This window comes from Athalassotoga sp. (genome assembly GCF_049965695.1).
Taxonomy (GTDB): Bacteria; Thermotogota; Thermotogae; order Mesoaciditogales; family Mesoaciditogaceae; genus Athalassotoga.
The window spans coordinates 26390-50001 of the sequence record NZ_JBMFWB010000013.1 but is presented as its reverse complement, the minus strand read 5'-3'; the positions used below and the strand labels follow the sequence as shown (position 1 = coordinate 50001).

Here is a 23612-nt window from a genome sequence, read left to right as displayed (position 1 = left end):
CATGGAAAAAAATGTTACCTTTGATTATTTTGATGGTTGTGCTTTTTGTAAACCTCGCGATATCAATCGCGAGGTTTAACTCCTACACCACATTTATGGGAGATTTCAAGGCCAATCTTTATGCGACAAATATAACCGAATCATCTTCCGAGGCGAATATAACTTTTAAAATAGCAGGTCAATCCGGAATGATGGCCAAAAATGCGTATTTTTCCGAGGCATCATGTTTGTTGATGATAAACGGACACTCTCTCGGAGTGTATCAATTTCCAACAGAAGGGATTTTGGGTCAATTCAATGGCAAAAGCCTTGTTGCGACTGCAACGTTCAATTTTTCTGGCGATTATTACAAAGAGATATCAAAATTCCCGTCTACGCCTTTGAAATATACACTCTACATCGTAACGCATTTCTTGACAGGCAATCATGATACCCGTGGCACATTGGTATTTGAGGGAACCATTAAGGAGGCAAAATGATGAGGCTAAGATTTATAATATGGAGTTTGATCGATGCGATTCCATTTCTTTTTGCCCAGTTGTCTTTGCTCTTTTTGCCTTTCTCCGAATTTCCTGGCTGGCTTATATATCTTTTGATGCTTGTGCTTGGACTTTTTATCGTTATCTTTGTAAGGGATTTCAAGATGGGCATATTTGTAACGCTTTCCGGTACTTTGATTGCTATGGTGTTTTATTTTTGGGTAAGTTTTGTCATACTGCAATTTTGGGGCACGTTTAACAGCGTCATAGCATCGAATTTGAGTTTGAGTACGGGAATCATCAATACCATTTTTTTGTACATCTTTTGTTTGTTTGGAAATATGATAGCGATGATCTTTTTGGGATTTATATCTTAAATGCAGATTTCAGTCCAATCAGGTCAAAGATAAAGTGTGAGCTCCGGCAGGTACCCTCTCGGTGTCTGGTCCTCGCTGCGCTGCGGAGGCCACCTCAAGGATATCCTGCCCTCCGCTCTGATTAGATATTCTAACAAACAAGGGCGACTCTGTCGCCCTTGTTTATCCTTTTTTCATTGATTCAACGAGATCCGATAATTTTTTTAGATCTACATCTCTTTTGTACAAAGGAGTTTTATCTATTTCGTAAGCCATGTTGCTTTCTTCAAACGTCTTTCTTTCTTCGATGTAAAAAACTCCAAGTGGAAATTTATCTTCTTCGAAGGCTCTTTTTAAGGCTTCAATTCTATTGTGAGGATCGTATGAGTCTTCAAGATAATAGGTGTTATCTTTGAACCATTGATAGGTATTCAACTTGTTAAATGTTACGCAAGGCTGAAAGAGGTCGACAATCGAAAAGCCTTTATGTTGAATTGCCTGTTTTAAAATTTTGACCGTGCCGGGTATATCGGTTATCGAGGCTCTTGCCACAAAAGATGCACCGTTGGCTATTGAAACGGCAATAGGATTGAACGGTTTAAGTATAACTCCCTCAACCTGCACAGGAGTTTTAAATCCTTCACGGCTCGTCGGAGAGGCCTGACCTTTTGTAAGACCATAGACCATGTTATCGTGGACTATAACGGTTATATCGGGATTTCTTCTCATAGCATGGATGAAGTGATTGCCTCCCTCACCGTATATATCCCCGTCACCGCTTTCCGCGATGACGACGAGATCTGGATTTGTCGCTTTTATGCCAGTCGCAGGTGGAATTGATCTGCCGTGCAAACCGTTGAAAAAGTTTGATCTTATGTAATGGGGCAATTTTGCAGCCTGTCCTATACCCGAAACTATGACAAATTTTTCGGGAGGTATTTCAAGTTCCGCCATCGTTTGTTTGATGGCGTTAAGAATGCCGTAATCTCCGCATCCCGGACACCATGCGATGTCAATGGGTCCCATATCGAAAACTTTCTTATCCACATCGATCACCTGCTTTCTTTTAATCTTGAAACGAGTTCTTCGACAGAAAAGGGCATGCCGTTGTATTTAAGAATTTTAACATCGAAATCTATGCCAGTTTCGGCTTTTACGACATGACCAAACTGAGATGTGGCGTTATTTTCAACGATGATTCTTTTCTTAGCCGATTGAAGATACTTTTTCGTGTCCGGATGAAGAGGATATACCTGCTTAAAGTAAAGAAAAGCCATACTTTCATCTCCTATTTTTTCGACGGCTTCTCTTATTGCGGGATAAGTTGAACCCCATCCCACGATGATCGTATCATACTTTGGAGATCCTATCAACTCAGGTGGTATTATCTCGGCCTTTATGGAATCGAATTTTTTCAATCTTTTGTCAACCATTTTTACCCTTAAATCGAGATCTTCGGTTATGTGACCCGATTCGTCATGTTCGTCGCTATCGACATCCACAAGTCCTGCTCCTCCAGGTATTCCACGCGGTGATATGCCGTTTTTACTTAATGCATACCGTTTGTAATCTTTCGTCGTTTCAACGACGAATTTTTGAGGTTGATTTTTTGGAAGGTCAAGATTTTTAACGTTGTAATAAGAATCAACGAGGTATTGATCGCTTAGTATTATGACAGGTACCTGGAATTTGTCCGCAAAGTAAAAGGCTTTTTGGGTAAGATAAAAGGCATCTTCAAGTGTGCCGGGTGTTAACAGTATTTTGGGGAATTCCCCATGACCTGAATAAAGCGCAAAAAGTAAGTCACCCTGCTCTGTCCTTGTCGGAAGTCCGGTTGCAGGAGCAGGTCTTTGGCCGAGATTCACCACAAGAGGACTCTCTATCATGCCTGCAAGGCTCATGCCTTCGACCATCAGGGCAAAACCTCCGCCGGCAGTTGTAACCATCGCCCGTGATCCCGCATACCATGCACCGATGGCCATATTTATGGCGCTTATTTCATCTTCAGCCTGTTCTGCGACAATTCCGAATTCTTTTGCATGTTCGGAAAGAAAGGTCAAAATCCCGGTTGAGGGAGTCATCGGATACGAAGAGATGAAATTACATCCTCCGGCCAGGGCACCAAGTCCTATGGCCGTTGCGCCGTCGAAGATGAGATCATTTTTGATCGAGGCATCTTTTTTTATGCTGACTTTTATTTTTCCGGTTTTGATAAGATTAAGTCCGAGATCGTATCCTTTCTTTGCCGCCTCGATGTTTTTATTGACAATCTCGTCACCTTTTCTTGCGAAAAATTCTTTCAAATAACTTTCAATCGTTCCAAAATCAACGTTTAAGATGGCCGATATCGATCCAACCGCGACTACGTTGGAAAATATCTTATCGCCAATATCAGTGGCTATCTGCGTGAATGGCATTTCAACAAAAGGATATCCATCCTCTGCATTCGCTTTTTCACCCAATATAAGGGTATCTTTGCTTAACCTGTCCTTCAGATGTTGAATCGATCCTTTTTTAAGGGTAACGAGTACATCGATTTTGCTCACAAAACTTTTGATGTTTTCCGATGAAACCCTTATCTCAGTCGAATTAAGGCCACCCCTGACTCTTGACATGTATTCTTTCGTGGCAAAAACGTTGAAGCCGTCAAATTTCAAAACTCTTGTGAGAAATCTCTCGACAGTTTGTATGCCCTGACCTGCCTCTCCGCAAAGCACTATCGATACATCATCTTTCAATTCCATTTTGTGCCTCCTTTCTATTCTCCAAGAAAGTTTCTTATCACATTTTCATCTCTTAAAACGTTTTCGGGAAGACCGTGAGCGAGAATTTTGCCTTTATGGATAACGTACATTTCATCGACAGTCTCAACTATTCTTTCAACGGAATGGTCCGTTATTATAATTCCGAGACCGTTATTTTTGAGTTCACGGACGATCTTTTGTATCTCTTTGACCGTCATAGGATCAACTCCGCCAAAAGGTTCGTCAAGCAGCAAAAAATCAGGTGAAAGAGTCATCATCCTTGCTATTTCAAGTCTTCTCTTTTCACCGCCAGAGAGCAGATCCGCTCTTTGGCCTGCCATCGAAATGAGCCCGAATCTCGACAGAAGTGCTTTTATCCTTTCGTTGGTTGTGCTTTTTGAATGATTGAAATTTTCAAGCACAAGTCTTAAATTATCTTCAACCGATAATCCAGTAAATATTGATGATTCCTGGGCTAAATAAGTTATACCGTTCCTCGCTCTGAGATAGACGGGCATGTTTGTTATTTCCGTCGCATCTTTAAATATATGACCCGCATCCGGAATCACAAGTCCAAGGATCATGTTGAAGATCGTTGTTTTTCCGGCACCGTTTGGGCCAAGAATGCCTATAACCCTCCCACTGTCTATCGAAATGGAAACATCTTCTACGGCCAATCGTTTCCCGAAACTTTTTCTGAGTTTGTAACATAAAAGTTTACTCATTTTTCACTCCTCTAAAATGAAGGGCTAAGCGTTAAGTTGATATTTTTAACTTTACTCATCGGCGTGTTTGGAGGTGGCGTTTGACCGATCACAATCCCATTTCCGCTGAAAGATATCTTTGTCGCAGGCACCGACATCTGACCGAGCAGGTAAAGACTTTCGTTAAGCGTCAAGCCTTTCAAATTCGGCATTGCAAATGAAGAAAAAAGATGATTTTGATCCTGTTGAATGTAATTCATCTTCAATATGTATTCTCCCACATCGTGAAAAACAGGTGCCGCAACGTCTTCACCGTAATAAAGTCCTTTGGAAGGCTGATCGACCATAACAAGAATGGAATATTGTGGATCATCTGCGGGAAAGAATCCGTAGAATATGGAAAAATATGGTCCTTTGGTCGATACTTTGCCGGCAGTTGATTTTTCTGCCGTACCTGTTTTACCACCAACAAGCACCCCAGGTAGTTTGGCGGGAATGCCGGTTCCTTTTTCAACGACATCTACCATGAAACTTCTTACTATCTGGGTAACTTCAGAATTGAAAATCTGCGTCGCCTGTGGCGTGTAAATACTCACTATACTTCCAGACGGTGAGATTATCTCTTGAATCACATGAGGCTTGATGATGTATCCACCGTTTGTAACGGAGTTAAGAGCGGTTATGAGTTGTACGCCCGTTACCGCTATGCTTTGACCTATTGCCATTTCCTGACCGCCTATGCCGTACCATTGAGACGGCGGTGTGAGAAATCCGCTAACTTCTCCGGGAAGATCAATGCCTGTTGTGTGTCCGAAACCAAATTTCGAAAACCAGGCGTAGTATGCCCTGTCTCCGACTGTATTTATGAATTTTGTCGCTATTTGCATTTCAGCCACGTCTGACGAATAAACAAGTGCATTTCTCAGGTCTATCGGCCATGGATGATTTTCAACGTCTCTTATGATAAGAGGTATGTTTGGATTGGGAATGTAATAAGGTCCGTTGAATGTGGTATTTACGTTGACAATTCCTTCCTGAAGTGCGGCAGCGAAGATCACGGGTTTTATAGATGATCCTGGCTCGAATACATTCATAACCGGAGCATCCCATGGCCATGTTGATGCCATCGCTATTATCGCTCCTGTTTTTGGATCTGATACTATTATTTCGCCGCCACTTGCAGCGTTAGTTGTAACTGCATGATTTATTGCCTGTTGCGCGAAAGACTGGATTGAAGGATCTATTGTGGTTATAACCGTATCTCCTCCGATAGGGTCGACAAGCGTCTTTATTCCCGATGTTATGGCGTACGGTCCCAATGCGTTGTAGACTAATTCACCGTCTTTTTTTGGCTTTACGTATTGATCGTATTCTCCCTGTATCGCTTTGGCGATTATTTCAAGTGGTGTTGCAACTTTTGTTTGCACGTAAACTCTTTGAATGTTAAGAAAACTCGAAAGATCAGACGGCAAATTTTTTACCATCTGCTCATTGACAAGTCCTAACTCAATTCCACCTTTGCCGGACTGTAAAACAGATGAAATCGATTTTGAAACCGGTTTATCGAAATAATTAAGCACCTGAATAATTCTGTCCGGATATTTCCATCCTTCTAAAGCCGATAAGGTTTTCGCATAACCGACATCTATGTATACATCGTAAGAAAGCGTATTTTGAAGTATTGGCTGATCGTTGGCACCAATTATGTCACCGTAAGGAGCCGGTAAAACGATCATCGCCGGCGGGATATCAGTTCTTTGAAAATGAAAAACGATAATGGTTCCTCTTATAAGGTAAAAGACAAAAGCGCCCAGAATGGCGATGAGTACTATGCGTATCTTCCAATCGTTCATTTTATTTTATTGGCCAGTAAGCTGGGCTGCCAGTTTGGCATCTCCTTTTATGTTAGGATTTACACTTCTTACGAAAAAAGTTTGACCATTCTCTTTAAAAGTTGTGGTATTTGGAAATTTTTCTTCAAGATAAATGTTCATTGCGGTCTTTTGATCGGTTATCTGGGAATTCATAACGTTCATCTCGTAAGTCATATTCGTTATCTGTGAGTTGTACTTTATGGTTTGAACGTTAAGCAGGAGAGGAACGGAAAGCACGGTGAAAACTGCCACTCCTATGGCCACAGATCTTATAACTCCTATTCCTTCTGATGTTTTGACCTGAGTAACTTCTTGGGTTTGCTGCAACGCATGAATTCTTACATCTTCCACAACTCTCACACCCTTTCTGAGATTCTCAATTTCGCACTTCTTGATCTTGTGTTTGAATTAATCTCGTCGTTACCGGGAATCAAAGGCTTTTTTGTGATCGGCATGAATTCTTTTTCTTTAAAAGCGTACTTTACAATTCTGTCTTCAAGAGAATGAAAAGAAATAATGGCAATCCTTCCGCCCTTTTTAAGTCTTCTCTTTGAAATTTCAAGCAATTTTTCAAGGTTCACAAGTTCATCGTTAACTTCTATTCTGATCGCTTGAAAAACGCGTGTGACAATTTTTTTCCAGTCTTTTTTTGCGTAAGACGGAAGAGATGAAAAGATCGCTTTTACAAGTTCATCAGTTGTCATAATAGGCCTTTTCTTGATTATACTACTTGCTATGCTTTTTGCAAAACGTTCTTCAGAAAAATCACGTATCACACGTTCAATTTCTTCAGCACTGTAATTATTCACGACATCTAAAGCACTCTTGCCGTTAAGCCCCATTCTCATATCCAGAGGACCTGCTTTCTTGAAAGAAAAGCCCCTTTCCGTTTCATCTATTTGAAAAGATGAGAGTCCAAGATCGGCAAGAATGGCATCAACTTTTTCTATTCCAAGACCATCGAGCAGATCATCGAGATCCGAAAAACTTCGTTGAAAAATTCTCACACGCATCCCGAAACGGGAAAGGTTCTCACCGGCGATTTTTATTGCCTGTGGATCTCTGTCTATTCCTATCACAGATATGTTAGGATATTTTAAGATCAACCCTTCGGTATGGCCGCCGCCTCCGATGGTACAATCAACGCATATTCCTCCATTTTGAAGGTTTTCAAAACCGTTTACAACTTCTTTCAAAAGTACGCTTGTATGTTGCAATATTAAAACATCTCTCCCACTCCAAAAGAAATTCCTGAATATTGGAATGTCCCGTTAGAAACTTTAAACGGGAAATCAAACCTTAGAACTCCCAGATAAGGTATTTCAAAACTTATGCCGACTCCTACCGAATTCATGAATTGATTCTGAATGTTTCCGTAAGTCAAAAGTTGATCACCGGCCCCTCCGAAATCATAAAAAGCCGTCAACATCATCGGGACATCCTGAGAATTCATGACGTATCTCAGTTCAAGATTTGAAACGAATTCCTGAAGGCCACCTTCTTGATTCCATCCTCTCACGGTCGTCGGACCGCCGACGTAGAAATCAGTTCCATATCCGTCACCTATCAAAACTCTGCCGGCAACGGCAAGATTCGGCACAATAGGTAAATATCCAGATGCGCTCACGTACCCTTGAAGGTAATTTTCCTGACCGCCAAATCCCGCGTAAGAAAGACTGCCACCGAATTTTACACCGTTGGTTGTTAAGAGTACGTTATCGACGTTGGCATAATTGTAAGAAAGTGTGACAGATCTGCATGTACCGGTTGCGGCACCCATCAAAGCGGCGGAAATCGGTGTTGAACCCTGACTTTTGTTGAAAAAGTAAAAATTTCCTCCGATGTTGTACGATGTGTAAACATCCGGCTGATAACCGATACTTGCAGAGACACCGTATTCAGTTTCGTTGTAATACAGGGTCTGACCATTGGTTACCACAAATGGCTGGACTGTGTTGTAATATATGCTTGATGTGAAATTCATGGGCAAATTGAGAGGGAATATGATTCCGTAAGTTATGTTTGCCGTAGGATTGACCCCGAGTGTAACCTGACCTGACAAAGTGTCTCCAATTCCGCTCAGATTGACGACGCTCACATTTCCGCTGCCGGTTATGCCTTCATACCATGGCTGACCCTGTCCGGGCTGACCTATCGACAACGATGCGCCAATTTGTCTGGGCTTGTCATTTTCGGTAACGCTTATCATCATGTTTACCGTTGTCGAATCCGTTGAAGGAAGCGACGGTGTGATGGATACATTCGAGAAAAATTGTGTATTTCTAAGGTTGTTGTAAGTTTGGACAAGGCTTTGGGTTGTAACGGGATCGCCAGTTTTAAAAGCAAGTTCACGCATTATGAGATAAGTTTTTGTCTTTGTGTTTCCGGATACTTCTATCTTGCCTATATGCCTTTCCGTTATCTTATACTCTAAAAATCCGCCTTTCATCGTTTCGAATTTGTGATACACGACTTCGGCAGAAGTCAACAAAAATCCTTTATTTTGGTAATAGGCGTTTATCCTTGCCAGTTGTTCAAGTTGGGTAAAATTGTTAGTAGTCGCAGGCGCGGTTATACCCGCATATTCCGCGAGTTTGGCCGGGTCTACCTCTTTGACCCCCGTAAAATAATATCCTGTAACCGGCAATCCGGATTGCACAACTTTCGCAAGTTTTGCGTTAACGACGAGATCCATAACCGGTGATTTGAAAGTGGATGCGACATCGGTTGCGGTTGCGAAGCCAAGAGTAGTTTCAGGAGAAAAATATCCCATCTGGAAGAGTTTGGCTTGAAAATCCTGAACGGTTGAAAATTTGAGGTATGCATTCTTTGAGTCTGCAAAAAATTTCTGAATGGGATTCATCGATTCGTAATTTTTCATCGTGAACAGTCCGGTGCTTTTCAATATCTGGTCAACGGTTAAATTACCGTAATCGCCTGTAAGTTTAAGATTCCATACGGCATATTCATTTACAGTTATGACAAGTGCGTTATCCGGTACCGTGATCGCGTTTCCGCTTTGGACTATGTTTGTCTGTATCCCAATTATGTTTGCAAGGTATCCGGCATTTGTGTAAAGATTCATAATGTTTTGAAAGGAATTTTTAAGTTCCACAAGGTTAAGCACGCTACTTGCTTTAACGGTTATGGCCTTTTTCACATCGTCTAAATTCACAAGATCAGGACCGTTTATTTTCACATCAACGGATTTGATCACCGGATTTTCGGTAAGTACAATTACAAGGCCAGGACCTATCGGAGAGTATTCTATCTTTGGTTCTATGTAAGAAAAGTATCCTGTTTCGTAGAGCGATTGCAGTGCCTGATAAAGCGCGGCGGTATTCAAAGGTTGTCCTATTTTGACGGCATTCGATAATTTTGACGTTATGATCGAAGTCGCAAGGCTTGTATTTCCCTCAATTTTTAAAAATGATATCGTTTGCGTCTGTGAAAATGAAATCACCGATACAGAGATAATCAACACGAACAAAACGAGATACTTTTTCATCTTGTCAAACCTCCTACATTTCTTCCGGTGCACTTACACCGATGATCGAAAGTGTAATTTCAAGCACATTTTTAACGCACGCACAAAGTTTCAATCGATCTTTGGATAATTCCATATTTTCAGGATCGACTATCCTGTGATCCGTGTAATAAGAATGAAATTTTTCAGAAAGCGCATACGCGTAATTACAAAGTTTTTGTGGCTTTTGCTGATTTACGGCGGTAATCACGACATCCTGAAATTCATCCAGTTCTCTCACGAGTATTTCTTCATCTTTTGAGATGGTTTCAAGAGACGCTCCTTCGTATTCTATCCCTTTTTCTTTAGCGTTTTTCATCAAACTGGATATCCTTGCATGAGCGTATTGAACGTAATAAACAGGATTATCCATTCTTTTTGATTTCGCAAGGTCAACATCGAAGACAAGCGTTGTATCGGGATCCATCATCGCGAAAAAGTATCTTGTCGCATCGACTCCGACGGTATCCATGAGATCTTCCAAAGTCACGAATTCTCCATGCCTTTTTGACATTCTCACCGTCTCTTCTCCGCTTTTAAGCGTGACAAATTGATGAAGGATCACGTTGAAAAATCCATCGGGTATTCCCAAAGCCTTTGAAACGGCCATCATTCTTGGAATGTAACCGTGATGATCGGCGCCCCATATGTAATAAACTTTTTCAAATCCACGCCTGTATTTATCTAACATGTAGGCTATGTCAGAGAAAAAATAAGTCGGATCGCCGTTTTTTCTTATTATGACTCTGTCATCTTCGGCCGGAAAAATTTTTGACACCGCAAACCACGTTGAATCTTCCTTTTCGTAAATGTATCCTTTTTCTTTGAGAATTTTCATTGCTTCATCTGTGAGGCCTGTCTTGTAAAGCGTTTGTTCGCTGAAGTAAACGTCAAAAGGGACGCGCAATTTATCAAGGGTACGCTTTATCCATTCAAATATTTCATTGCTTGCGTAAGAGGTGAAAAAAGATTGCACTTCATCGTTCCATATGCCTACATATTCATCGCCATACTTGTCCGATATCGATTTTGCTATATCGACGAGGTAATCCGCGACGTAATCGTCCTCTTCGAATGCCATTTTTTTGCCGTAAAGTTCGTTGTACCTTATCCATGTTGAATGGCCTAACATCTTCATCTGCCGTCCTGCATCGTTGAAGTAATACTCCCTTGTAACGTTGTTTCCAATGGCACTGTTCAATCTCGAGAGTATATCACCGATGATGGCCTGTCTGCCATGGCCAACGGTGAGAGGACCGGTAGGATTTGCGCTTACAAATTCAAATTGTATTTTTTGCGGTTTTACTTTTGGCATTTCAACTGATTTTGAGTATCTTTCGGCTACGTTTCTGTAAAGTGCCTTTGAAAGTTTAAAATTCAAAAATCCCGGCCCGGCCATTTCGACATTTTCAAAGTCTGGATCCTGTTTAAAGGCTTCAATGAGTTTTTCACCTATTTTTCTCGGAGATGTTTTGGTGCTTTTCGCGCATACCATCGCGACATTTGTCGAATAATCACCGAAATTCGGCGGCGATATTTCCACCGTGAATTCAACAGGATCGGATCCGAAAAGATCAAAGTATTTTTTGGAAATTTTTTCTCTTATCAAAGATTTTAAATGCAATCAGCATCCCGCCATTTCCGTCGTTCCGTTCAAAATTTGTTTTAAATACACACCGGTGTAAGAATTTTTTGAATTTGCTATCTCTTCCGGGGTTCCCTGGGCAATTATGTGTCCGCCCCTTTCGCCGCCGTCTGGTCCAAGATCTATTATGTAATCCGCGTTCTTTATGACATCAAGGTTGTGCTCGACGACGACGACCGTATTTCCTTTATCCACAAGTTTTTGAAGCACATCTATCAGTTTCTTGACATCATGAAAATGCAAACCTGTCGTTGGTTCGTCAAGAATGTACATGGTCTTACCCGTCGATGTTTTTTTCAATTCTGACGAAAGTTTGACCCTTTGGGCCTCTCCTCCAGAAAGCGTCGTTGCGGGTTGTCCCAATTTTATGTATCCGAGTCCGACATCCTGAAGTGCTTTAAGTGGTGAGACTATTTTTGGTATTCCGGAGAAAAATTCGACCGCTTCGTCTACCGACATATCGAGGATTTCGCTTATATCTTTTCCTTTGTACTTAACTTCCAAAGTTTCTTTGTTGTATCTTTTGCCTCCGCACACGTCGCATTCTATGTAAACATCCGGCATGAAGTTCATCTCAACTTTCACAACACCCTGGCCCGCACATGCTTCGCATCTTCCGCCTTTTACGTTAAAACTGAATCTGCCGGGCGTGTATCCTCTTATTCTTGCCTCTTCAGCCATGGCGAACAATTCCCGTATGCCATCAAAAGCCTTCGTGTAAGTTACGGGATTGGATCGCGGAGTCCTCCCTATTGGGCTTTGATCCACAAGGATGACTTTGTCTATCTTTTCAACTCCATCTATCGATTCATGCTCTCCGTAAGGCAGATGGGTTCTGTATATTTTGTTTGTCAAAACGGGATAAAGCGTTTCCATTACGAGAGATGATTTTCCAGATCCCGAAACACCTGTGACGCAGGTGAAAGTGCCAAGCGGGATCTTCACGTCTATTGATTTAAGGTTGTTATGTTTGACGCCTTTTATCGTTAAGAATTCAGAACTTTTTCTTCTTGTCGATGGCGTTTGAATCGTCAATCTTTTGCTTAAGTATTTTCCCGTCAGGGTATCGGCAGAAATTAACCCTGTCACATCTCCGGCGTAAAGTACTTTTCCTCCGTTTTCTCCCGCTCCAGGCCCTATGTCAACGACAAAATCCCCCGATCTTATGACCTGCTCGTCGTGTTCAACGACTATCACGGTATTACCCAGATCTCTAAGATTTTCGAGCATTTTTATCAATCTGTCCGTATCTCTTTGATGAAGTCCGATCGTTGGCTCGTCAAGTATGTAAAGCACACCGACAAGCCGGGAGCCTAATTGCGTTGCGATTTTTATCCTTTGAGATTCTCCTCCGGATAACGTAGAAGCGGCCCTTGAAAGTGTGAGATAATCAAGGCCTACGTCTATGAGAAATTTGAGCCTTCTTTTTATTTCAATGAGTATCTCTCTCGATATCGATTCTTCTTTCGGGGTCATGGAAATCGTGTTGAAAAACTCGTAAGATGCGCTGACCGTCATGTCAGAAATTTCCGCGATGTTTTTGTCTTTAAAAGTGACGGCTAAAGATTCCGGTCTCAGTCTTTTACCGTTGCAAACGGAACATGTTTTTTGAACGAGAAAATTTTTTTCTATCCATTCCTTAACCTCTTCCGAGTCGGAATATCTGAATCTGTCCATGAGATGATCTTCAAGGCCTTTAAAACCAGGCCCTCCTTTGAGTATGGCATTTTGAATTTTTGGGCTGAGTTCTCCGATTGGTTTATCAGGATTCCCGCCCATTTTTTTAACCATTTCTTCTATCAGATCGACCACAAAGGCTTTTCCGCTTTTGTAAGGTATTATGCCGCCATCTCTTACGGTTTTTGACGGATCGATGACGAGTTCATCCCCAACTTCTATCGTGTAACCTATTCCGGCGCATACAGGACAGGCACCGTAAGGAGAGTTGAATGAGAAAAGTTTCGGACTTATCTCGGGAAAACTTATTCCGCAAACCGGACATGCGAGTTTTTCACTGAAATATTCGATCTCGTTGTTTTCGTAATTAAGCACTTCTACCTTTCCATCCGCTTCTTTTAAGGCAATTTCGACAGATTCAACGAGTCTTTGATGATTTTCGTCGTTGACTTTTAACCTGTCAACGATCAACTTTATAGTGTGTCTTACCTGTTTTTCAACCTTTATCTCTTCTTCGAGCGAATAATCTTTGCCATCGATGTTTACCCTCAAAAAGCCACGCCTTTTGAGGTAATCGAAAAGCGATTTGTACTCTCCTTTTTTTTCTGTCGTAAGCGGGGCTAAAATGGCTATTCTCGTTGTTGACTTGTAATTCTTTTCAATTCTTTCTATAATTTCGTCTATACTTTGCTTTTCAAGAGTTCTTCCGCATTTTACGCAATGCGGTATTCCAAGTCTCGCGAAAAGCAATCTTAAATAATCGTTTATTTCTGTAACGGTCCCCACAGTTGACCTCGGGTTATGAGAAACGCTTTTTTGATCTATCGCGATGACAGGTGATAATCCATCTATTTCATCTACATCCGGATGTTTAAGTTCTCCGAGAAATTGCCTTGCGTAAGCGGAAAGAGATTCGAGATATCTTCTTTGCCCTTCGGCATGAATCGTATCAAAGGCAAGGGAAGACTTTCCCGATCCTGATGGGCCAGTAAAAACAACAAGTGCATTTCTTGGCATCTCTACGTCCACATTTTTAAGGTTATGAACGCGTGCACCTTTAACTCTTATGAATTTTTCCAGAATCTTTCACCCTTTCGATGATTTCTTTTGCCTCATCCACGACTTTTCTCACTATCGCCTTGTCTTTTCCTTCAACCATTATTCTTATAAGCGGTTCCGTCCCCGAAGGTCTCAGGACAATTCTTAAACTTTCGTATCTTTGTGTTTTTTTAATGAAATCTAAAACTTCATGATCGTTCATGATCGATTCTTTATCGGTAACTTCGACATTTTCCAGAATTTGATGGTATCTCTTCATTCCAAGAGAAAAACCTTTGAGATCTATCTTCATCAGTTTTGAGGCTCTTACACTTTCAAGTGCCGTAACAAGGCCGTCTCCGGTCGTTTCAAGGTCAAGGAATATGACGTGGCCTGATTGTTCTCCACCGATATTCGATCCGGTCTCGATCATCTTTTCAAGTACATATCTGTCTCCGACTTTTGTTCTTAAGAATTGTATCTCGTTTCTCTTAAGATACTCTTCTATGGCAAGATTTGTCATGACCGTTCCAACGACCGTGTTATTTTTTAGCCTTCCTTCTTTCTTCATGCTGAGTGCATTCACAACTATGATATCGTCTCCGTCTATCGTGTGACCGTCCTTGCCTATCATCATGCATCTATCGGCATCGCCGTCGTTGACTATTCCATAAGCGGCATCGGTATTTTTTATCGCTTCTTTCATGAAATCAAGGTAAAGTGCACCGCATTTTTCGTTTATGTTTTTTCCGTCAGGCTTATCGTTGAAAATCGTGGCTTTTATTCCGATTTCTTTGACAACCAACGGAACGGTGGATATGGCAGCGCCGTTGGCAAGATCGAAGGCGAGCCTTTCTCCGGCAAGGTCTTTGTATCTTTTAACGATCCATTCGATGTAAGACGGAAGCATATCAACTCTGACTATTTTCCCAACCGACGGTCCTGCTTTTGAAGTTTTGTCAAGATTGCACTCTATCTCTTCTTCTATATCGTCGGGTAATTTGTATCCATTTGAAAATATCTTTATGCCGTTGTGCATCCATGGGTTATGGCTTGCGCTTACCATGAAGCCAACGGTTTCATGTTTTCCGGTAAGCCATGCAAGGGTCGGCGTCGGCATTATCCCACAAAGCGTCACGTTAAGCCCCATCGAGAGCAAAGATGATGTTAAAGCGCTTTCTATCATCTCACCTGAAATTCTTGTGTCTCGGGCTATGAGTATTTCTTTGAATTGATGATTGTGCATTTTAAGGACGTAAGAGGCAGACTTGCCTATTTTAAAGGCGAGTTCGGCGGTTAATTCTTCATTTGCTATGCCTCTGACGCCGTCTGTTCCAAAATATTTTTTCATTCTTCACCGATCTCCATACCGCTCTCATCGAAATTTTCAGGTCTTACAAGCGGAAATGCTATAACATCCTTTATCGTGGCGGCATTCGTTGCGAACATGACAAGCCTGTCTATGCCTATCCCTAACCCTCCCGTTGGAGGCATACCGTACTCTATCGCTCTAAGAAAATCAAAATCCATCATTTGTGCCTCTTTGTCGCCTGAGTTCCTCAAAGCGGACTGCGCTTCAAACCTTTCTCTCTGATCTATCGGATCGTTGAGTTCACTGAAAGCGTTGGCGAGTTCGTTACCGAGCACTATAACTTCAAATCTTTCGGTAACTCTCGGATCTTCTCTGTGCTTTTTCGCAAGGGGAGATATTTCGACGGGATGTTCAAGCAAGAAAGTCGGATTTACCACGGTGTCTTCAACGAGATCCCACAATTTCTCTATGTAATGGCCTTTTTCCATGATTTCTGGGAGAGCATCGTGGGCCTTAAGAATTTTTATCATCTTATCATCCGAATCTTCAAGTATATCAACATCAAGATGTGCTTTTATGTAATCTCTCATCTTAACTCTCTTCCATGGTCTTGAGAAGTCCACGGTTTTGCCCTGATATTCTATCTTCGTGGTGCCATTTATCTTTTCTATGACATGAGAAACAAGGCGTTCCGTCAAATCCATCATGTAATTGTAATCGACGTAAGCCTTGTAACATTCGATCATCGTGAATTCCGGATTATGCTTGTAATCTATGCCTTCATTTCTGAAACATTTTCCTATCTCGTATACCGCGTCAAATCCGCCGACTATGTATCTTTTCAGGTAGAGTTCATGTGCGATCTTCAAGTACATGTCTATATCAAGCGCATTTACATGCGTTATAAATGGCCTTGCCGTGGCGCCTCCGGTGACAAATTGCAGCACAGGCGTTTCGACTTCGATGAATCCTTCAGAATTCATGAAATCTCTTATCATACGTATTATTTCGTATCTCGCTTTGAATCTGCCGAAAGATTCTCTGTTCATTATCATGTCGACGTATCTTTGACGGTAAATTTTTTCTTTATCCGTAAGACCGTGCCATTTTTCCGGCAAAGTTCTTATGGCTTTGGACAGCAGTTGATAATCGGCCGCAAATGCAGTCAATTCACCGGTGTGAGATCTGAATGGAAAGCCTTTTATGCCGACAAAATCTCCAACTTTGACGTGATCTTTGAAAAAATCGAATTTGTCCTGCCCCACGGAAACGTTGAGGTAACCCTGAATTTGATCTGTTGAATCCTGTATGACGAAAAATATCGATTTTCCTTGATATCTTACGGCCATAATACGACCGGCAATGGAAAAAGAAACATTTTCATCTTTTTCTCCATTTTTAAGATGATCGAAATTCGTTCTTACCTGTGATATCCTTTCCTTCACATCAAAAAAATAAGGATAAGGGTTAATCCCGGATTTTCTTATTTCTTCACTTTCTTTTATCTTGTTAGATCTAATCTCATCCATTCAGATCTCCCCCAGTTATGAGTTCATTTCTGTTCGACTTCCAAGATGATGTATCTTTTAACACCGTTAGGTGCTTTAACCCGTACCGTGTCTCCAACCTTTTTCTTGTTAACGGCCTCGCCCAAAGGAGAGTCTACCGATATTTTGTTTTTAAAAATGTCGGCCTCTTGAGCGGTGACAAGCATCATCGTCATCTCTTTGTCATTGCTCAGATCTTTTAGTTTCACGTAATTGCCGATGTTAACTTCATGGTTGTTTTTGCTTCCTTCTATTATCACGGCATTTGCAAGAATCTCCTCTATTTCACTTATTCTACTGTTTATCTTTCCTTGTTCGTTTTTTGCCTCATCGTATTCACTGTTTTCGCTGAGATCTCCAAACTCTCGGGCTTCTTTTATCTTCTTGGCAACTTCGTTCATGAGTTTTTCTTTTAAATCGGCAAGTTCCTCTTTCAATGAGTCGTATCCTTCTTTTGTTAACTGTATTTTTGCCATAAAAACCTCCTTCATTCAACGGATATCAGGTAATGGTAGTAAGGTTGTCCACCGTAATAAAGTTCTATATCAGCAGACGGATAACGTATCTGACACTCTTTGAAAAGCACATTCGCTTCATCTTCGTTTATCTCCTCGCCGTAAAAGATCGTTATAACTTCGGCGTTATCTGCCTGTGCCTTTTCGAGGGCTGCGAAGACAACATCGTCAATCAGTTCCGATGAAGAAACGATATTTCCATCGACAAGGCTTATGTATTGATCCTTTTTCACGTCCACATCCTGAACCTGACTATCTCTTACAGCCTTTGTTATCTCTATTGATTTTACCGCAGAGAGGGCCTCTTTGAAATTTTTTTCGTTTTCAAGAAGACCTTGCTGGGAATTAAACGCAAAGAGCGCTGCGAGTCCTTGCTGGACGGTAGAAGTGTTGATGACCATAACCTTTTTTCCGTTTGTCATGCTTTTGACCGAATTGGCAGCCATTATTATATTCGAATTGTTCGGGAAAATCAATATGTTTTTGGCATTTATGCTTTCGACCGCCTCTTTTATCTGCGCCGTACTTGGGTTCGAAGATTGGCCCCCGTTAAGCACGACATCGACACCTAAACTTTTGAAAATAGATTCAAAACCGTTCCCATCCGCTATCACTATGATTCCGTAATTTTTCTTTTCTTTTGGTACGCTCATGTCTTCAGATGCGTTTATGATCTGATGATGCTGCGTTTTCATGTTGTCGATTTTTGATTTGTAGAGTTCTCCATACTCAAGCGCTTTATCTATGGCGACGCCGGGCGTATTCGTGTGAACGTGAAGTTTTAAAATTCCCGCAGAATTTACGAGTATGAGAGAATCTCCTATCGATCCGTAAAAATCCCTTAATTCATCGATATCAACATCTTTATTTGTCTTGACCATGACTTCGGTACAATAAAGGTATTTCAAATCTTCCTGGGATATTCTGACTATTTCTCCGGTTGTCACATTTTCAACATTCAGATTGATCGCCGTTTCTCCGTTGAGTACGCGGTAAAATCCTTCCATTATGTAAGAAAAACCCTTTGCCCCTGAATCAACAACGCCTGCGTCACGCAACTTTTGGAGATATTTGGGTGTGTTGTTAACGACTTGAATCGATCTTTGCCATATCTTTTGCATGAATTCCGTCATGTCATCTGTAACGTATTTGTCAGCATCGGTTGCAAGAATTCTCACCACCGTGAGCATCGTGCCTTCAACAGGTTTCATAACGGCGTTGTAAGCGGTTTCTCTCGCGCTTTTGAGCGCAAGAACGAAATCCTCAACTTTTAGGACTTTTTTGTTCTTCGTCCCCTGCCTGAATCCCCTGAAAATTTGTGAAAGTATAACTCCAGAGTTGCCACGTGCTCCGAGTAAAGTACCGCTTTCTATTGCTTCAAGCACACTTTGAAGGTCACGCTTGTTGTTTTCAAGCGCATCCAAATTTCTGCATGCTTCAAGCATGGCAGAAGCCATGTTTGATCCCGTATCTCCATCCGGAACTGGAAAAACGTTAAGCGCATTTAATTCATCCACATGCGTAAGGAGCACTTCTGTGCCCTTTTTGAAACAGGTTATCATAGTTTTGCCGTCTATATTTTTCATGATCAAATCCTGTTAACGATGTCCTTTCATCAAAAATTTATGTCAACAAAATGAATGTTGACTTCTTTAGGATTCAATCCAGCATAAGTCCTAAGATTGTATATGACGGCATCTTGAAGATTGAGTGCAACCTGCATGATGTTTATGCCATATTCTGCAATGGCGTAAATGTCAATTTTAACATTTTGACCATCATCGACGAGTTTTACGCCTCTATCCGTTTCGCTGAACAGAGAGGCTACCTGTGACATCAAAGAAGCATTCGAAAGATCCACAATTCCATAACTGTTGACGATCGCTTCCCTTATCAATTGTTTCAATGCTTGAGAAGATACTTCCACTTCCCCATATTTAGTGGAAAATTTCAACTTCATCCCTCCTGGATTTTAATTTTCAGTTCAGAAAATATCTTTAAACTCAATTTTTCTTGTGAAAGACCTGATATGTCCATCAATTCAGATCGCGTTCCATGTTGAACGAAATCGTCATCTATACCTATAACATCTATCTTCGATCTGAGATCCGGCGCTTTTAACATGATGGCAGATCCAAACCCTCCGATAACGGATCCTTCCTCCATCGTCCATATTCTTGAAGAAGCACGAAGTTCATTCAGCGCTTCCATGTCAAGCGGTTTTACGCTTCTGCAATTGTAAAGGCCTATTTTGAATCCCACGTTTTCAGCCTGATCCACAACTTTCATGGCAACTTTAACCATGGATCCTACCGCAAGTATTGTACCATCTTTTCCATCTTTGAGTTTTTCCCACTTGAATGGATCTTTTAAAGGCTTTGCGTAAATGACGTCGTCGATAGAAGCGATTTCGCTAAGTCTTGGGTATCTTATAGCGACCGGACCATGTACTTTTCCGATCACGGATTTCAGAATAGCCGAGAGTTCTTCAAGTGATGACGGAGCCAAAATCTTCATGTTTGGAATTAAGTTCATGTAAGATATATCGAATATTCCATGATGGGTTGGCCCATCTTGACCGACAAGACCGGCACGATCTATGGCAAAGACAACGTCCAAATTTTGCAACGCCACATCGTGTATTATTTGATCGAAAGCCCTTTGAAGAAAGGTTGAATATATTGCGACTACAGGTTTGAGCCCTTTGGTGGATGCACCGGCAGCAAAGGTTGTGCAAAGTTCTTCGGTTATTCCGAGATCGAAAAAACGATCTGGATGCTTTGAATGAAAATAACTTAAACCTGTTCCGTCTTCCATCGCAGCCGTTATGCCTATGACTTTATCGTCGTTGTCCGCTATTTGGGATAATACCCTTCCGAAAACGTCACTGTAAGAATACCAGCCCTTTTTAACTTCCATTGAAACGCCGTTTGATGGATTTATCATCGAGACGCTGTGAAATTTTCTTGGATTGTCTTCGGCATATTTTATGCCCTTTCCTTTTTGAGTCACGACATGAACGACGGCAGGTCCTTCGACCGCTTTTAAACTTTCAAAAGTTCTCACCATCATCTTGATATCATGACCGTCTATCGGTCCCATGTACTTCAGACCGAAATCTTCAAAGAAATTATCGGGCAAGAGTAACTTCTTTAAAGATCCCTTGATCTTCTCGTTAAAAGTTTTCAATATGGCGTCACTGAAGAGTTGATAAAGTTTGGCATCGAATTTCCTGTATGCCTTCATCGTTCTTAATCTGTTGAGTATCGTTTGCGAAAGTTGGCCGACACTCGGAGAAATGCTCATTCCGTTGTCATTGAGCACGATTTTTATCCTTGATGAAACTGTTTTTATTTGGTTTAAAGCCTCAAGGGCCATGCCGGATGTCATTGCACCATCGCCAATTACGGCTATTATCTGACTTTCATTCTCGTTTTTTATCTTTTTTGCGCATTCGATTCCAAGTGCTGCCGCCAAAGATGTGGCAGCGTGACCTACTCCGAAGTTGTCATAGATGGATTCACGAATCGATGGATATCCACTTATGCCACCCAACTTCCTTATGCCGGACAGTGCCTTTGCCCTGCCAGTCAAAATTTTGTGAGTGTAGGCCTGATGTCCTGTGTCCCATACGATCACGTGTTCATCCGGCGGAAAGATTTTGTAAAGTGAAAGGGTCATTTCAACCGTTCCGAGATTTGGTGCAAGATGACCATCTCCGGCTGAAACAACTTCTACCACGTAATCGCGTATCTCAGATGCGAGATCGTACATTTCATCTGTTTTCATATCTTTAAGTTTTTTGAAAAGCAATTCATCGTCCCATGTCATCTTCACCAATCTCCATCTCTTTTTCCAGATTTCCAAGTACTTCTTTGACGGATAACGATGCCGAATCGATTAAAAATTTGCACCTTTTGTAAAGTTCAACTCCTCTTTTGAAGAGTTTGATAGATTCTTCGAGCGTTACATCTGTCTTTTCCATGGCGTTAAGGGTTTCTTCAAGTTCGTTGTAAGACTCTTCGAAACTCATCTCTTCCACTTTTTTATTTTCCATTTTCTTCTATCTCCACCACTTCAGAGAGTATTTTACCATCTGAAAGTTTCAATTTTATCTCATCTGATTTTTTCAGTTCATGCACGGATTTCACCAACCTTTCATCCTTGAAAACCATAGCGTAACCTCTTCGTACAGGCTCCAAAGGATCGTGTACGTTCAAAGACATTTCAATTTTTTCAAGCGATAAATACTTTTTCGATATGTCATTTGATACGGTACGCTTCATCATTTCCATCTTTGAATCAAGCCTTTCCGGAACGAGTTCTATCGTTCTTACAATTTTGGAATGTGATATCGCTTCAAAATTTCTTATGAGTGAAGACCGCTTTTCTTTTATCATCTCATCAACGATCTTGATCATCTTCGAAAAGGACTCATTTATTCTCTCCGTTTCAATTGAAATTTGACGTTTCGGAGAAAGAAAATCAAGCCTTTTTTTTGACCTTTCAACGAGATCGAAAGACTCATCGATTTTTTGATCCATCTCGTTGGTGATTCTTGAAAAAGAGATATCGATGTTTCTTTTCAATTCGACAAGATCCGGTGTAGCATACTCAGCCGCTCCTGTTGGTGTAGGAGATCTACGATCGGCAACATAATCAACAAGAGTGGTATCGACTTCGTGACCGACACCCGTTATCACGGGAGTTTTCATCGCATATACCTTTTTGACTACAATTTCCTCGTTGAAGTTCCAGAGATCTTCTATGCTTCCTCCGCCTCTCACAAGTAAAATCACGTCTGCCGAGGATCTGTCGGCAGCGTCCAAAGCGCTAACTATTTCTTTGGATGCTTCTTTTCCCTGAACTGACGTGTGAAACAACAAAATTACGGCAAGAGGATATCTTTTTTTGATAGTTTTGACAACATCGTGAAATGCGGCCGAAGTTTTTGAAGAAACGACCGCTATTTTTTGTGGAAAGCGCGGTATTTCTTTTTTGGGCTTGTCAAAGATCCCTTCGTTTTTGAGTTTGATCTTCAACTCTTCAAATCTTTTGTAAAGTTCTCCGTAATCTTTCCCTTCTAAAATCGATTCCGTGTAAAGTTGGTAAGTTCCCCTTTTCGGATAAACTTTTATCGCACCACTCGCTTTAACGACGGTGCCGTCCTTTATTCCTGAGGGATGCCTGTAAGTGGCGTTGAACATGACACAATTGAGAAGATATTCTCCCTCTTTGAGTGAAAAGTAAGCGTGGGGACCGGAAAATTTAAAATTAGAAACTTCCCCACGCACCATCACGTTCTGAAAAATCTCATCTGTTTCTATCACCGAGATCAATCTCATCGTTATCTCGGCAACACCCATTTCTAACGTCTGCACATCATCTCCGCGACATTTACAACGTTTCTCATCAATATGGCGGAAGTTACGTTTCCAACTCCACCCGGTACTTTTGAAACAGAAACTTTTTTGGAAACGGAATCAAAGTCCACGTCACCGACGATCTTGCCGTCAACAACGTTTATTCCAACATCTATGACAATTTCACCGTCTTTAAACCAACTCGCATCGAACATCTTCGGCTTTCCAACGGCTGCTATTACCACGTCGGCATTTTTAACCTTGTCAACAAGATCCTTTGTCTTGGAATGGCACACCGTGACTGTCGCGTCTTCACTTAACAAAAGCAAAGAAAGCGGTTTGCCGACTGTGGTACTTCTTCCGACGATCGTAACTTCTTTTCCGCGAAGTTGTATCTCGTAATATTTTAGCATTTCAAGCACTGCCTGGGCCGTGCACGGTGCAAAATAAGGCCTTCCCATGAGTAACATGCCAAGATTTTGAGGCGTTCTGCCTTCAACATCTTTTTCGGGATTTACAGAACTTAAAACTTTAAATTCATCTATTTCTTTTGGCAAAGGATGCATTATCATGATTCCATGCACATTTCTGTCTGTGTTTAATTTGTCTATTTCAGAGAGGATATCCTCTGCGTTTACGGATCTTTCCGCGTAATTTATGCCGAACTTGTCACAATTCTTTTTTATTGAATTGAGATAAACTCTTGTCGATTTATCGTTTGAAGAAACGACACACGTCAAAGACGGGACAACGGAGTTTTTAAGTTCGGCAACCTTCTTTTGAACATAATCTCCTATTTTTTCTGCTATTTCAATTCCGTCTAAGATCATGA

At 41.3% G+C, this 23612-nt stretch carries 20 protein-coding genes; 2 read left to right on the top strand and 18 right to left on the bottom strand.

Annotation, left to right across the window (positions count from 1 at the left end):
- Positions 1–11: 11 nt before the first annotated feature.
- Together ACP5NR_RS05615 and ACP5NR_RS05610 are read left to right on the top strand one after the other, a co-directional pair.
- Entirely contained in the window at positions 12–479 is a 468-nt protein-coding gene (locus ACP5NR_RS05615; RefSeq protein WP_428006075.1) for a hypothetical protein, read from the top strand.
- Positions 479–856, top strand: coding sequence for a hypothetical protein (locus tag ACP5NR_RS05610; protein WP_428004723.1), 378 nt, complete (start codon positions 479–481; stop codon positions 854–856). Before ACP5NR_RS05615 ends, ACP5NR_RS05610 begins: the two co-directional genes overlap by 1 nt.
- A gap of 162 nt (positions 857–1018) precedes the next feature.
- Here ACP5NR_RS05610 and ACP5NR_RS05605 read toward each other — a convergent pair whose 3' ends face one another.
- Genes ACP5NR_RS05605 through ACP5NR_RS05520 form a run of 18 tightly spaced genes read right to left on the bottom strand, consistent with a single transcriptional unit; the run spans position 1019 to position 23610 of the window.
- Positions 1019–1861 carry a thiamine pyrophosphate-dependent enzyme gene (locus ACP5NR_RS05605; RefSeq protein ID WP_428006083.1) on the bottom strand — a complete coding sequence of 281 codons (843 nt, stop codon included), beginning with the start codon at positions 1859–1861 and terminating at the stop codon, positions 1019–1021.
- A 26-nt stretch (positions 1862–1887) separates the two neighbouring features.
- The gene (locus ACP5NR_RS05600; RefSeq protein WP_428004724.1) at positions 1888–3579 is read right to left on the bottom strand and encodes a 2-oxoacid:acceptor oxidoreductase subunit alpha; all 1692 of its coding nucleotides are present in this window, start codon (positions 3577–3579) and stop codon (positions 1888–1890) included.
- 14 nt (positions 3580–3593) lie between these two features.
- Positions 3594–4304 carry an LPS export ABC transporter ATP-binding protein gene (lptB, locus tag ACP5NR_RS05595; protein WP_428004725.1) on the bottom strand — a complete coding sequence of 237 codons (711 nt, stop codon included), beginning with the start codon at positions 4302–4304 and terminating at the stop codon, positions 3594–3596.
- Between the two features lie 11 nt (positions 4305–4315).
- Positions 4316–6136, bottom strand: a complete 1821-nt coding sequence (locus ACP5NR_RS05590) for a penicillin-binding protein (RefSeq protein WP_428004726.1) — start codon at positions 6134–6136, stop codon at positions 4316–4318.
- A 6-nt stretch (positions 6137–6142) separates the two neighbouring features.
- Positions 6143–6508 (bottom strand): hypothetical protein, encoded by a 366-nt coding sequence (locus ACP5NR_RS05585; RefSeq protein ID WP_428006074.1) that lies wholly within the window; start codon positions 6506–6508, stop codon positions 6143–6145.
- A 5-nt stretch (positions 6509–6513) separates the two neighbouring features.
- Positions 6514–7374, bottom strand: coding sequence for a 16S rRNA (cytosine(1402)-N(4))-methyltransferase RsmH (gene rsmH, locus ACP5NR_RS05580; protein ID WP_428004728.1), 861 nt, complete (start codon positions 7372–7374; stop codon positions 6514–6516).
- 2 nt (positions 7375–7376) lie between these two features.
- On the bottom strand, positions 7377–9665 hold the full coding sequence (locus tag ACP5NR_RS05575; protein ID WP_428004729.1) for a BamA/OMP85 family outer membrane protein: 2289 nt from the start codon (positions 9663–9665) through the stop codon (positions 7377–7379).
- Between the two features lie 13 nt (positions 9666–9678).
- Entirely contained in the window at positions 9679–11307 is a 1629-nt protein-coding gene (argS, locus tag ACP5NR_RS05570) for an arginine--tRNA ligase (protein WP_428004730.1), read from the bottom strand.
- Positions 11308–14022 carry an excinuclease ABC subunit UvrA gene (uvrA, locus tag ACP5NR_RS05565; RefSeq protein WP_428004764.1) on the bottom strand — a complete coding sequence of 905 codons (2715 nt, stop codon included), beginning with the start codon at positions 14020–14022 and terminating at the stop codon, positions 11308–11310.
- A gap of 40 nt (positions 14023–14062) precedes the next feature.
- Positions 14063–15394, bottom strand: a complete 1332-nt coding sequence (gene glmM, locus ACP5NR_RS05560; protein WP_428004731.1) for a phosphoglucosamine mutase — start codon at positions 15392–15394, stop codon at positions 14063–14065.
- Positions 15391–16884 carry a lysine--tRNA ligase gene (gene lysS, locus ACP5NR_RS05555; RefSeq protein WP_428006073.1) on the bottom strand — a complete coding sequence of 498 codons (1494 nt, stop codon included), beginning with the start codon at positions 16882–16884 and terminating at the stop codon, positions 15391–15393. Before lysS ends, glmM begins: the two co-directional genes overlap by 4 nt.
- Positions 16885–16907: 23 nt before the next feature.
- On the bottom strand, positions 16908–17378 hold the full coding sequence (gene greA / locus ACP5NR_RS05550) for a transcription elongation factor GreA (protein WP_428004733.1): 471 nt from the start codon (positions 17376–17378) through the stop codon (positions 16908–16910).
- A gap of 11 nt (positions 17379–17389) precedes the next feature.
- A complete protein-coding gene (locus tag ACP5NR_RS05545) occupies positions 17390–19003 on the bottom strand; it encodes a DAK2 domain-containing protein (RefSeq protein WP_428006072.1) in 1614 nt (537 codons plus the stop codon).
- Between the two features lie 29 nt (positions 19004–19032).
- Positions 19033–19371, bottom strand: a complete 339-nt coding sequence (locus ACP5NR_RS05540) for an Asp23/Gls24 family envelope stress response protein (RefSeq protein ID WP_428004735.1) — start codon at positions 19369–19371, stop codon at positions 19033–19035.
- A 2-nt stretch (positions 19372–19373) separates the two neighbouring features.
- A complete protein-coding gene (gene dxs, locus ACP5NR_RS05535; protein WP_428004765.1) occupies positions 19374–21230 on the bottom strand; it encodes a 1-deoxy-D-xylulose-5-phosphate synthase in 1857 nt (618 codons plus the stop codon).
- A gap of 1 nt (position 21231) precedes the next feature.
- Positions 21232–21474, bottom strand: coding sequence for an exodeoxyribonuclease VII small subunit (gene xseB / locus ACP5NR_RS05530; RefSeq protein ID WP_428004736.1), 243 nt, complete (start codon positions 21472–21474; stop codon positions 21232–21234).
- Positions 21464–22798 (bottom strand): exodeoxyribonuclease VII large subunit, encoded by a 1335-nt coding sequence (xseA, locus tag ACP5NR_RS05525; protein ID WP_428006071.1) that lies wholly within the window; start codon positions 22796–22798, stop codon positions 21464–21466. Before xseA ends, xseB begins: the two co-directional genes overlap by 11 nt.
- The gene (locus tag ACP5NR_RS05520) at positions 22786–23610 is read right to left on the bottom strand and encodes a bifunctional 5,10-methylenetetrahydrofolate dehydrogenase/5,10-methenyltetrahydrofolate cyclohydrolase (RefSeq protein WP_428006070.1); all 825 of its coding nucleotides are present in this window, start codon (positions 23608–23610) and stop codon (positions 22786–22788) included. Before ACP5NR_RS05520 ends, xseA begins: the two co-directional genes overlap by 13 nt.
- Positions 23611–23612: the final 2 nt, after the last annotated feature.

Excerpts from the sequence above, each read along its gene's own strand:
- ACP5NR_RS05605 (WP_428006083.1), bottom strand. The coding sequence starts at position 1,861 with ATGGGACCCATTGACATCGCATGGTGTCCGGGATGCGGAGATTACGGC.
- greA (WP_428004733.1), bottom strand. The coding sequence starts at position 17,378 with ATGGCAAAAATACAGTTAACAAAAGAAGGATACGACTCATTGAAAGAG.
- xseB (WP_428004736.1), bottom strand. The coding sequence starts at position 21,474 with ATGGAAAATAAAAAAGTGGAAGAGATGAGTTTCGAAGAGTCTTACAAC.
- ACP5NR_RS05575 (WP_428004729.1), bottom strand. The coding sequence starts at position 9,665 with ATGAAAAAGTATCTCGTTTTGTTCGTGTTGATTATCTCTGTATCGGTG.
- ACP5NR_RS05520 (WP_428006070.1), bottom strand. The coding sequence starts at position 23,610 with ATGATCTTAGACGGAATTGAAATAGCAGAAAAAATAGGAGATTATGTT.
- lptB (WP_428004725.1), bottom strand. The coding sequence starts at position 4,304 with ATGAGTAAACTTTTATGTTACAAACTCAGAAAAAGTTTCGGGAAACGA.
- ACP5NR_RS05615 (WP_428006075.1), top strand. The coding sequence starts at position 12 with ATGTTACCTTTGATTATTTTGATGGTTGTGCTTTTTGTAAACCTCGCG.
- lysS (WP_428006073.1), bottom strand. The coding sequence starts at position 16,884 with ATGGATGAGATTAGATCTAACAAGATAAAAGAAAGTGAAGAAATAAGA.
- ACP5NR_RS05590 (WP_428004726.1), bottom strand. The coding sequence starts at position 6,136 with ATGAACGATTGGAAGATACGCATAGTACTCATCGCCATTCTGGGCGCT.
- ACP5NR_RS05610 (WP_428004723.1), top strand. The coding sequence starts at position 479 with ATGAGGCTAAGATTTATAATATGGAGTTTGATCGATGCGATTCCATTT.
- uvrA (WP_428004764.1), bottom strand. The coding sequence starts at position 14,022 with ATGCCAAGAAATGCACTTGTTGTTTTTACTGGCCCATCAGGATCGGGA.
- ACP5NR_RS05600 (WP_428004724.1), bottom strand. The coding sequence starts at position 3,579 with ATGGAATTGAAAGATGATGTATCGATAGTGCTTTGCGGAGAGGCAGGT.
- glmM (WP_428004731.1), bottom strand. The coding sequence starts at position 15,394 with ATGAAAAAATATTTTGGAACAGACGGCGTCAGAGGCATAGCAAATGAA.
- ACP5NR_RS05545 (WP_428006072.1), bottom strand. The coding sequence starts at position 19,003 with ATGAAAAATATAGACGGCAAAACTATGATAACCTGTTTCAAAAAGGGC.